Source organism: Pseudomonas sp. DW-iso3, assembly GCF_058725305.1.
Map to the genome: position 1 here is coordinate 52,620 of NZ_JBZXDZ010000011.1, position 10,774 is coordinate 63,393.

The window sequence follows — 10,774 nt, forward strand, 5'->3', positions numbered from 1 at the left end:
ACGGTTTCCGCTCTGGGGTGTGTTTTAGGTCTGGGCAGTGGTGTGGGGGTGCGTTGCAGCCAGCAGCGTGCGCCCGATGAAATCCTTCGGTCCCGTGACCCCCGGCAAGGTGAAGAAGTACCCGCCGCCGACCGGCTTGAGGTATTCCTCCAGGGGCTCGCCGTTGAGCCGGGTTTGCACGCTGATAAAGCCTTTCTCCAGGTCAGCCTGGTAGCAGATGAACAACAGACCCATGTCCAGCTGACCGTTTTTGTTGACGCCGTTGGAGTAGTTGAACGGTCGACGCAGGATCAGGTTGGCCTGAGTCTGCGGGGTGCGCGGGTTGGCCAGGCGAATGTGGGCATCGAGCTTGGTCACCTTGCCTTCCGGGTCCTTGCTGTAGTCGGGCACCTGGGTTTCTTTGTCGCCGTCCATGGGTGCGCCGGTCGGCTTGATGCGGCCGATGATGCTTTCCTGTTCTTGCAGCGGGGTACGGTCCCAGCGCTCGACGAAATTGCGGATGATGCGCACGGCCTGATAGCTGCCGTTGGCCGCCCAGGCCGGTTCATCGCTGCCCGGTTGCACCCACACAATCTGATCCATGGCCTTGGTGTCGTTGGAGTTCGGGTTGGCCGAACCGTCACGGAAGCCGAGGAAGTTGCGTGCGCTCTGCGCGGGTTCGCCAGGTTTACTCGGTGCCTGGGGCGGCACGCTGCCTTCCTGTTTCCAGCGCACCAGCAGCAGGTCGGGCAGGTTCTTAACGATGTCGCGCAGGGCGTGGATATTGGTGTCCGGCGTGTTGGAGCTGAACTGCAGGCTCAGGTCACCGTGGCACTGCGCCGGTTCCAGTGCGTCGTTGGGGAAGCCAACCATGCGGCTCAGGCGTTTGGGCTTGACCGCGCCAAGGCCGAAGCGCTCATCGAACAGCGATTCGCCGACGGACACGGTAATGGTCAGGTTGTCCGGCGTGACCACCGGGCCGAGGATGCCGGAGTCGGTAGGTGGCAGTTTCGGGTCGACTTGCGGCACGGTGCCGCCGGTCATCAGGAAGGCAATGCGTGCGTTCAAGGTGCGGAACAGGCGCTCCAGGTCCTCGCGGTCGCTGGCCAGTACATCGAATGCCACAAGCATGCCGCAGGCTGGGCGCGGGGTGACGATACCGCTCTGGTGGATGCCGAAGAAGTCGTGGTGATCCTGGGTCTTGTCGCTGCGCGGCGCGGTGGTGACTTGTTCCGCGGCGGCGGCCATGGCCGGGCAGGTCAGGGCGCTGCCGGCAATGGCGGCGCCGGTGGCGGCCATGCCCAGCAAGACACGGCGGCGTTGGTGGTCAAATTGTCCTGAATCACTCATGTGTGCGGTCGTCTTCACTTCAGGCCGGAAAGGCCAAGGGCGGGGTCGATTCCATCGAGTGCAGCGGCCAGAGCCTTGGCCTTGTCGGCGATCTGCTGGCGCTGATCGGCGGTGACGCTGTCGTAGTGGCGGTACTGGCCGTCTACTTTCAATTCGTTGAGTTGGCTGTCGAAGGCCGTGAGGGCGCTGTCCACGTTAGGCAGCAGGTCGGCGGCGGACTTGGTCAGCAAGGGGCGCATCAGGTCGACGACTTTGTGCGCAGCTTCCAGGTTGGCGGCGAAACCATTGAGGTCGACATGGCTGTAGCGTTCCTCTTCACCACTGACGGCACGTACATCGGCCAGGCTGTTGAGGTTGCGCACCACAATGCTGACCAGTTGCTCCGGCGGCAGTGACTGGGCGAGCAGTTGTTGCTTGAGGGTGGTGACGTCGGTCAGCAGACGCTGGGCAATCGGCGCCAAGCCGTCGAGACTGCGTTGCTGGAACAGGCTGTATTCGAGCCGGTGGAAACCGCTGAAGGCCGGGTCTTGCTCGCGCTTTTCAAAATAGTCGGCGCGGGCGTTGATCGCGTTGTCCAGCTCCGCCAGGCGTTGCGACGCCGGGGCCAGCCGTTGGTAAGCCTCGCGCGCCGGAACGTAGAGCGCTTGAGCCTGGGCCAGGTCGCCAGCGTCGATGGCTTGTTGCAACGCGGTTACGGCCTTGATCAATGCACTGCCCTGGCCGCTCAGGTACACACGGAACTCCGACAGCGGCCCGATAAACGCCACCATCGACGGCTTGGCCTTGGCTTGCGCGTCGGATTCCGCGGTCGGTGTCACGTGCAAGGTACCGCGGGGATTGCTCAGCAAGCCGCAGGTGATAGCGTAGTCGCCGGGCAGCAGGTTGGCGTTGATCACCTGGCTCAGGCCTGGGGCGATGTTTTCCCGTTCTTCGACCACCAGCACACCGTCGAGGATTTCCCATTCCACTGCACGGTCGGAGCGGTTGATGATGCGAAAGCTGGCGCGGCCAGCGGGCACGCTCAGTTCATTGGGCTCGCAGGCGTGGCCATGGAGGGTCACCGCGATTTCATTGTGGTTGGTCTGGCGCTTGCTGGCCGCCAGTTGCGAAGCGTAATAGAACAGGCCACCGGCGGCGATCATCACGACCACCGACCCCGCCACGGCCCAGCGCAGGGCGCGGGGTGGCGAGGAGGGCTGAGGAGTAGGGTTGGACAAGAGGCGGTCCTTACTGGCTGGAAACGGAAGAGGGTGTGGCCGGTGCGGTGGGCAGGAAGAACATTGCCAAGGCCACCACCAGATAAATCAGGTAGGCGCCGAGGGTGCTGATGGTCGGCGCTTCCTGATAGCCGAACATCCCGGCCAGTACTGAGCCCAGCGGGCTGTCCATGGGCAACGCGGCACTGAAGTCGAACAGCACGGTCTGCAGGTGATTCCACACGCCTGCTTCATGCAGGGCCTGCACCGAATTGGCGAGGATGCCGGCAGCCACCACCAGGATAAACAGGCCGGTCCAGCGGAAAAACGCCCCCAGGTTCAGGCGCATGCTGCCGGTATAGATCAGGAAACCGACGATGATCGCGAGGATCAGGCCGAGCAGGGCGCCTATGGGTGCGCCTGGTCCTTCGCTCTGTTGGAACACGGCCAGCAGGAAGAACACGGTTTCCAGGCCTTCGCGGGCCACGGCGAAAAACACCATGAGGATCAGCGCCGTGACCTGGTGTTTGGAACCGGCCAGGGCGTGGTCGAGGGATTCGTGCAAGGAATGCTTGATGGACCGCGCCACTTTGCGCATCCAGAACACCATGGAGCTAAGGATGCCCACGGCGACCAGGCCAACCACGCCTTCAAACAATTCTTGCTGTTTTTGCGGGAACTCGGCGCTGACCAGTTCCAGGCCCCCACCGACCAGCAGGGCCAGTGCAGCAGCGAGAAACACGCCGATCCACACGGCGGGCATCCACTGGCCACGGCCGGTCTGTTGCAGGTAGCTGGCGATGATGCCAACGATCAATGCGGCTTCAATGCCTTCGCGCAGCATGATGAGGAAAGGAACGAGCATTCGGCACCGCGTCACAACTAGATAGGGTGCTAATTTGTAACATAATGATACTCATTTCTAAACAACAATCCTTGACGTTTGCTGAACATGGGCTGAACGGTGGTGGCAATGCGCGTCCGCCCTTATGATGCGTGCCATTCTTTGCGCAGCTGGATACGCGGTTCACCATGTCGGAAAAAGACACCATCTCCATTCATCTTGTGCGTGAAGCTTTATTGCAAAGCTGCGCGCCGGGGGCGCCCAGTGCTGAAGTGCTGCACGACGCCGGGATAGACCCGCAGTGGCTGGCCGAACCTAGCGCGCGGGTTTCGGCCACCACCTACGCACGTCTATGGCGCCTGTTGGCACGCCGTACCGATGATGAGTTCTTTGGCATGGACCCGCGCAAGCTCAAGTCCGGTAGCCTGGCGTTTCTCTGCCGCGCTGCAATGGCGCAGCCAACCCTCGCCACCAGCCTGGAGACCGCGCTGGGGTTCCTGTCACTCATGCTGGAGCGGATGCCCGCTGAGTTGGTGCGTCAACAAAGTCTGGCGGAGATCGTGCTGGTCGAGCCCGAGGCTGAACCCAATCGCGCCTTCACCTACTTTACCTACTGGATGATTGTGCACGGCGTGGCCTGCTGGCTGGCAGGACGACGTATTCCAATCCTGGCGATTGAGCTGCGCTGCGCAAAACCGGACTTTTGCGCTGACTACCAGGTGATGTTCTCCGACAACCTGCGTTTCGATCGGCCCCGTACGCGGATGATCTTCTCTGCCGACTGCCTGGACCTGCCAATCAAGCGCACCCCGGAAGAACTCAAGCGTTTCCTGGCTCACGCACCGGCCAATATCCTGGTCAAATACCGCGATCCCGACAGCCTCGCCACCCGCATCAAGCACGACCTGCGCCAGCTCCCCCCCAACACCTGGCCGGAGACTGAAGGTCTCGCCGTCAGCCTGTGCATCTCCGCCTCAACCTTGCGGCGGCGCCTGGCGGAAGAAGGGCAGACCTACCAGGGCCTCAAGGACAGTGTGCGCAAGGAATTGGCGATTGTGTGGTTGGCGGAGCCACAGATCAGTTTTGCCGAGATCGCGGAGCGGTTGGGGTTTGCGGATACGAGTTCGTTTTATAAGGCGTTTCGTAAATGGAGCGGGTCGAATCCGGGGCATTATCGGAGTCTGATTCTTAATGAACACTTCGCTGATAAATGAAGGATTCGCGAAAAATCTTTTTTGAGCGACGGATAAAAAAGCCCCGTGACCGAATGGACCACGGGGCAAAAAATTGGCTGGATGCGACCAACCAAAGGAGCTCTTTACATCACTTGGCGCTGGCGACCACCGTATCCGGCTGCCAGCCGCCCCCCAGCGCTTTGTAGATCGCGACAATCCCGCGATACAAATCCACTTCGGCCTGGGCCTGGGAGTCTTCGGCGGCCAGGCGCTCACGTTGTGCGTCCAGCAGCACCAGGAAGTCCACGGTGCCTTCGCGGTAGCGGATCGCGGCCAGGTCGGCGGCGGCGCGGCTGGATTCGCTTTGGCGGATCAACGAAACCAGGCGTTGCTGACGTTTGCCGTAGTCGCTGAAGGCGTTTTCGGATTCTTCCAAGGCCAACAGGACTTGCTGCTCGTAGGTCGCCAGGGCGCCGTCCGCCTCGGCATCGGCGCCGCGCAAACGGGCGCGCACGCTGCCCAGGTCAAATGCTGCCCAGGTGATGCTTGGGCCCAGGGCCCAGGCATTCGCGGCGGACGAGCCGATCTGCGAGCCTCGCCCGGCGGTAAAGCCGAGGAAGCCGCTGAGGCTGACCCGGGGGAACAGGTCGGCCTTGGCCACGCCGATACGCGCCGTGGCAGCAGCCAGTTTACGTTCGGCGCTGAGGATGTCCGGGCGACGTTGCAGCAATTGCCCTGGATCGCCAATCGGCAACGCCTTGGCAATTGCCGGCAGGTTTTTCGGGCCCAGGTCGACGCTGAGCTTGTCGGGACGCTGGCCGAGGAGGGTGGCGATGCGGTTGCGCTCGCGCACTTGTTCGGCTTGCAGTTGCGGCACGCTGGCCTCAACCGCCGCGAGACGCGCGTCGGCACGCTCCACGTCGAGCTGGTCGCCCACACCGGCATCCCGCAGGCTGACGGTGATGGTGCGCGATTCCTGCTGGTTCTTCAGGTTGTCCAGGGCAATGCGTTCACGCAGTTGCGCACCACGCAGTTGGCCGTAGGCGTCCACCAGTTCGGCAATCATGGTGACTTGCAGCTGGTACAAGTCAGCCTCGGCGGCCTGCTGGTCGGCGTCGGTGGCTTCCAGGTTGCGCTGGATGCGACCGAACAGGTCCAGTTCCCAGGCCATGTCCAGGCCGAGGTCATAACGCTCACTGTTAACGCGCTTGGTGGTCTGGCCCGGGATTTGCCCCTTGGCCAGGTCACTGCTGGCACGGCTGGTGATGGTCGGCATGGCGTCATTGCTGGCGTCATCGCGGATCGCCCGTGCCGCCCGCAGGCGAGCAAAGGCGACGCGCAGATCCCGGTTACCTTGCAGCGCCTGGGTTACCAGTTGGTTGAGGGTCGGGTCCTCGAACTGTTGCCACCAGATGCCTTCGAACTTGGCGTGGTCATACTGCTTGGCATCGGCAGCGGCCGTGATATTGGCCGCCTCCGGTGTCTGGGTTTTGTAGTCCGGGCCCACGGCACAGGCGCTCAGCGCCAGTACCAACAAGCTCGGCAGGAATACTTTCACACTCATTGCTGTGTCTCCAGCTTCAAGGCCTTGGCCGCTTTGCGCGCTTCGCTGCGCTCTACATAGCGACGGATCAGTACGTAGAACACTGGCGTCAGCAACAGACCGAAGAAGGTCACACCGATCATCCCGGAGAACACCGCCACGCCCATGGCATGACGCATCTCGGCACCCGCACCGCTGGACAACACCAGTGGCACCACACCCATGATGAAGGCGAACGAGGTCATCAGGATCGGCCGCAGACGCAGACGGCAGGCTTCCAGTACCGCAGCGAGCGGATCGAGGCCTTCTGCCTGTTTGTCCTTGGCGAACTCGACAATCAGAATCGCGTTCTTACAGGCCAGGCCTACCAGAACGATCAAGCCGATCTGGGTGAAGATGTTGTTGTCGCCACCCGAGATAATCACCCCGGTAATCGCCGACAGCAGTGTCATCGGTACGATCAGGATCACCGCCAATGGCAGGCTCCAGCTTTCGTATTGGGCGGCCAGTACCAGGAACGCCAGCAGTACGCAGAGCGGGAACACGAACAGCGCAGTGTTACCCGAGAGGATTTGCTGATAGGTCAGGTCAGTCCACTCGTAGGTCATGCCGTTGGGCAGTTCTTCTTTCAGCAGTTTCTCGATCGCCGCTTCAGCCTGGCCCGAGCTGTAGCCCGGTGCAGCGTTGCCGTTGATTTCAGCGGTGATGAAGCCGTTGTAGTGCATCACGCGGTCCGGGCCCGAGGTGTCGCTGACCTTGATGAAGGTCGCCAACGGGATCATCTCGCCTTTGTTGTTGCGCACTTTCAGCTGGCCGATCTGGTCTTCATCCAGGCGGAACTGCTGCTCAGCCTGCACGTTGACCTGGTAGGTCCGGCCGAAGCGGTTGAAGTCGTTGGCATACAACGAACCCAAGTAGATCTGCAGGGTATCGAAGATGTCGCTGATCGCCACGCCGTGGGTCTTGGCCTTTTCACGGTCGATGGCGGCATCGACCTGGGGCACGTTGACCGTGTAGCTGGTGAACAGGCCGAACAGCTCCGGCGTGGTACGGCTCTTGGTGATGATGTTCTGCACTTCTTTGTACAGCTCGTCGTAACCCAGGTTGCCACGGTCTTCGATCTGCAGGCGGAAACCACCAATCGTACCCAGGCCCTGTACCGGCGGCGGTGGGAAGATCGCCATGTAGGCTTCCTGGATGTCGCTGTATTTACCGTTCAACGCGCCGGCAATCGCACCGGCTGACATGCTCGGGTCTTTACGTTCGTCGAACGGTTTCAAGGTCACGAACACGATGCCGCTGTTCGGGCTGTTGGTGAAACCGTTGATCGACAAGCCCGGGAAGGCTACGGCAGCTTCCACACCCGGTTGTTTCAGCGCGATGTCAGACATGCGCTTGATCACGTCTTCGGTGCGGTCCAGGCTCGCGGCGTCCGGCAATTGGGCGAACGCCACCAGGTATTGCTTGTCCTGGGCCGGTACGAAACCGGTCGGGGTGTGGGCAAATCCGAACCAGGTCAGCACCATCAAACCGGCGTACAGGAACAGGGCGATGCCGCTGCCGCGAATCACACGGCGTACGGTGCCGACATAACCGTGGCTGGCTTTTTCGAAAAAGCGGTTGAACGGACGGAACAACCAGCCGCCGAAAATCTTGTCGAGAATCTTGGAGAAACGATCCTTCGGCGCGTCATGGCTGCGCAGCAACACCGCGGCCAGGGCAGGGGACAAGGTCAGCGAGTTGAACGCCGAGATCACCGTCGAGATCGCAATGGTCAAGGCGAATTGCTTGTAGAACTGCCCGGTCAAGCCGCTGATAAAGGCAGCTGGAATGAACACCGCACACAGCACCAGCGCCGTGGCGATGATCGGGCCGGTCACTTCGCTCATGGCTTTTTCAGTGGCCGGGAACGGGTCCAGGCCCAGTTCGATGTTCCGTTCGACGTTCTCCACCACCACGATGGCGTCGTCCACCACAATACCGATGGCCAGTACCAACCCGAACAAGGACAGCGCGTTGAGCGAGAAGCCAAACAGGTGCATCACCGCAAACGTACCAATCAAGGATACCGGCACGGCCACCAACGGAATGATCGAGGCGCGCCAGGTCTGCAGGAACAGGATCACCACCAACACAACCAGGATCAACGCTTCGAACAGGGTGTGCACCACCGCTTCGATGGAGCCGCGCACGAAGATGGTCGGGTCATAGACGATGCTGTAGTCCATGCCTTGCGGGAAGCTCTTTTTCAGCTCTTCCATCTTGCCGCGCACTTCGTTGGAGATCTCGATGGCGTTGGAGCCAGGGCGCTGGAAGATCGGGATCGCCACGGCCGGCTGGTTGTTCAGCAACGAACGCAGCGCGTATTGGCTGGAACCCAGCTCTACCCGTGCGATGTCTTTCAAACGAGTGATTTCACCGTTATCGCCGGAACGGATAATGATGTTCTCGAACTCTTCCTCGGTCACCAGGCGACCTTGGGTGTTCACCGACAACTGGAACGCGGTGGCGGTCGGGGCAGGTTGCGCACCCAGGGCGCCGGCGGCCACTTGACGGTTCTGCTCACGGATCGCGGTCACCACATCGGTGGCCGTCAGGTTGCGCGAAGCGGTCTTGTTCGGGTCCAGCCACACCCGCAGCGAATAGTCGCCCATGCCGAACAATTGCACGTCACCCACACCGCCCAGACGCGCCAACTCATCCTTCACGTTGAGCAGGGCGTAGTTGGACAGGTACAGCATGTCGTAGCGCTGATCCGGGGAGGTCAAGTGCACCACCATGGTCAGGTCGGGGGAGGCCTTGTCCACGGTGATACCGATGCGCGTCACTTCCTCAGGCAGTTTCGGCTGAGTCCGGGTCACGCGGTTTTGCACTTGCACCTGCGCGTTGTCCAGGTCGGTGCCCAGGGCGAAGGTGATGGTCAGGGTCAGCTTGCCGTCGGCGGTCGACTGCGAGGACATGTACAGCATGTTCTCGACGCCGGTGATGGCTTGCTCCAACGGAGCGGCCACGGTTTCACCAATGACTTTGGGGTTGGCGCCCGGGAAGTTGGCGCGTACCACGACGGTCGGCGGCACCACTTCCGGGTATTCGCTGATCGGCAGTTGGAACAGCGAGATCGCACCGGCGATCAGGATCAGCAGCGAGAGCACTGCTGCGAAGATCGGCCGCGAAATGAAGAACTTGGAAAAATTCATCTTGAGTCGTATCCCTTAACCGCGTGGGGTCGCAGCGCTGGCAAGTTTCGGCGCGGCTTTATCCGGCGCCACTTGTTCCAGATTGCTGGCTTCAAGCGCTTGTCGTTGTTGGGCCAAGGCGGCGAGGGTTTCCTTGCTGGCCATCGGAATGGTTTCCGGGGCGACCGGCGACCCTGGGCGCACGCGCTGCAGGCCCTTGACGACGATGGTGTCTTCTTTGTTGAGGCCACTGCGCACGATGCGCAAACCTTCGATCTTCGGCCCCAGTTCCACTGAGCGATAAGCCGGCTTGTCGCCTTCCATCACCAGCACGAACTTCTTGCCGAGGTCGGTGCCGACGGCTTCGTCGTTGATCAACACGGCGGAGTAGGTGCCGCTGCCAACCAGCTTCAAGCGGGCATACAGGCCAGGGGTGAATTCGCCTTTGCTGTTGTCGAACACGGCGCGACCACGGATGGTACCGGTGGCCGGGTTGACCTGGTTGTCGACGAAGTTCATCTGGCCCTGGTGCGGGTTGCCGGTCTCGTTGGACAGGCCCAGATAAACCGGAGTGGTCGCACCGCGACGGCCTTGGCGAGCCAGTTCGGTGTACTTGAGGAACACACGCTCATCAGCGTCGAAGTAGGCGTAGACCTTGTCGGTGGAGACCACGCTGGTCAGCGCGGTGACGTCGGCGGTCACCAGGTTACCGGCGGTGATTTCGGCACGGCTGACACGCCCGCTGATCGGCGAGGTCACACGGGTAAAGCTCAGGTTCAACTTGGCCAGGTCCAACTGCGCCTGGATCCCGGCGACGGCAGCGCGGGCTTCCTGGGCAGCGGTGGTGCGCGAGTCGGCCAGTTCGGCCGAAATCGCATTGCTCTGGCGCAGGCGCTCGCCGCGTTGGGCTTCGTTATCGCTGCGGGTGGCGGCGGCGCGGGTTTGTTGCAACTGGGCTTCAAGGCGGCGGACTTCAGCCTGGAACGGACGCGGGTCGATCTGGAACAGCAGGTCGCCTTTCTTTACCAGGGCGCCTTCAGTGAAGGCCACCTGATCGATCTGGCCGGACACGCGCGGACGGATCTGTACGGTTTCGGGGGCTTCCAGGCGACCGGTGAACTCGTCCCACTCGTTGACCGGTTGTTCCAGCACCTTGGCCACGCTGACTTTGGCAGCAGGCATGGCGGCCGCTTGTTCCGGGGTCTTGCCGCACGCGCTCATCACCACGACGGCCAAAACCGCCAGGGGGAAGCGCAAATGTTTGAGTGACTGTTCCATGAGGTGCATCCGCCAATGTATTTGAGATGGGCGGATCATGCGCGGCGCTGTGCTATGTCACGAATCGAATGAAGCAAAGGTAACTATCATTCGGAATGATATAAGCGCGAGATTAGCCCTCTAGTATGGGGGTTTCGTTAGGGAGCTATCAATGAGATTAATGGCAAAAGTCTTTTGCCGTGCGGGTAAGGAACCTGAATCGTGGCATAGAGGCTGGCGGATGCGTCGCACGA

7 protein-coding genes are annotated in these 10,774 nt (G+C 61.5%); 1 reads left to right on the forward strand and 6 read right to left on the reverse strand.

Annotated elements, in window-relative coordinates:
• Positions 1 to 24: 24 nt before the first annotated feature.
• From efeB to efeU, 3 genes are read right to left on the reverse strand one after another with little or no spacing between them, the layout of a single operon-like run.
• Positions 25 to 1,329: an iron uptake transporter deferrochelatase/peroxidase subunit gene (gene efeB / locus AC4PS7_RS27480; RefSeq protein WP_010210606.1), complete on the reverse strand. Its 1,305-nt coding sequence runs from the start codon at positions 1,327 to 1,329 to the stop codon at positions 25 to 27.
• 14 nt (positions 1,330 to 1,343) lie between these two features.
• A complete protein-coding gene (gene efeO, locus AC4PS7_RS27485) occupies positions 1,344 to 2,546 on the reverse strand; it encodes an iron uptake system protein EfeO (RefSeq protein WP_044287144.1) in 1,203 nt (400 codons plus the stop codon).
• A gap of 10 nt (positions 2,547 to 2,556) precedes the next feature.
• The gene (gene efeU, locus AC4PS7_RS27490; RefSeq protein ID WP_044287145.1) at positions 2,557 to 3,390 is read right to left on the reverse strand and encodes an iron uptake transporter permease EfeU; all 834 of its coding nucleotides are present in this window, start codon (positions 3,388 to 3,390) and stop codon (positions 2,557 to 2,559) included.
• Positions 3,391 to 3,557: 167 nt separating this feature from the next.
• On the opposite strand from efeU, the gene AC4PS7_RS27495 reads away from it, so the two are divergent.
• Positions 3,558 to 4,583: an AraC family transcriptional regulator gene (locus tag AC4PS7_RS27495; RefSeq protein WP_492179843.1), complete on the forward strand. Its 1,026-nt coding sequence runs from the start codon at positions 3,558 to 3,560 to the stop codon at positions 4,581 to 4,583.
• A 109-nt stretch (positions 4,584 to 4,692) separates the two neighbouring features.
• On the opposite strand, the gene AC4PS7_RS27500 is transcribed toward AC4PS7_RS27495, so the two are convergent.
• The 3 genes from AC4PS7_RS27500 to mexE are packed head-to-tail and all read right to left on the reverse strand — an operon-like array spanning position 4,693 to position 10,541.
• A complete protein-coding gene (locus AC4PS7_RS27500; protein ID WP_038453228.1) occupies positions 4,693 to 6,108 on the reverse strand; it encodes an efflux transporter outer membrane subunit in 1,416 nt (471 codons plus the stop codon).
• The gene (locus AC4PS7_RS27505; RefSeq protein WP_010210597.1) at positions 6,105 to 9,284 is read right to left on the reverse strand and encodes an efflux RND transporter permease subunit; all 3,180 of its coding nucleotides are present in this window, start codon (positions 9,282 to 9,284) and stop codon (positions 6,105 to 6,107) included. Before AC4PS7_RS27505 ends, AC4PS7_RS27500 begins: the two co-directional genes overlap by 4 nt.
• A gap of 15 nt (positions 9,285 to 9,299) precedes the next feature.
• Positions 9,300 to 10,541, reverse strand: coding sequence for a multidrug efflux RND transporter periplasmic adaptor subunit MexE (gene mexE, locus AC4PS7_RS27510; RefSeq protein WP_042571180.1), 1,242 nt, complete (start codon positions 10,539 to 10,541; stop codon positions 9,300 to 9,302).
• Between the last annotated feature and the right edge of the window lie 233 nt (positions 10,542 to 10,774).

Bases quoted from the DNA above. Each gene is read 5' to 3' on its own strand.
- AC4PS7_RS27505 (WP_010210597.1), bottom strand. From the start codon at position 9,284: ATGAATTTTTCCAAGTTCTTCATTTCGCGGCCGATCTTCGCAGCAGTG.
- AC4PS7_RS27500 (WP_038453228.1), bottom strand. From the start codon at position 6,108: ATGAGTGTGAAAGTATTCCTGCCGAGCTTGTTGGTACTGGCGCTGAGC.
- efeB (WP_010210606.1), bottom strand. From the start codon at position 1,329: ATGAGTGATTCAGGACAATTTGACCACCAACGCCGCCGTGTCTTGCTG.
- efeU (WP_044287145.1), bottom strand. From the start codon at position 3,390: ATGCTCGTTCCTTTCCTCATCATGCTGCGCGAAGGCATTGAAGCCGCA.
- AC4PS7_RS27495 (WP_492179843.1), top strand. From the start codon at position 3,558: ATGTCGGAAAAAGACACCATCTCCATTCATCTTGTGCGTGAAGCTTTA.
- mexE (WP_042571180.1), bottom strand. From the start codon at position 10,541: ATGGAACAGTCACTCAAACATTTGCGCTTCCCCCTGGCGGTTTTGGCC.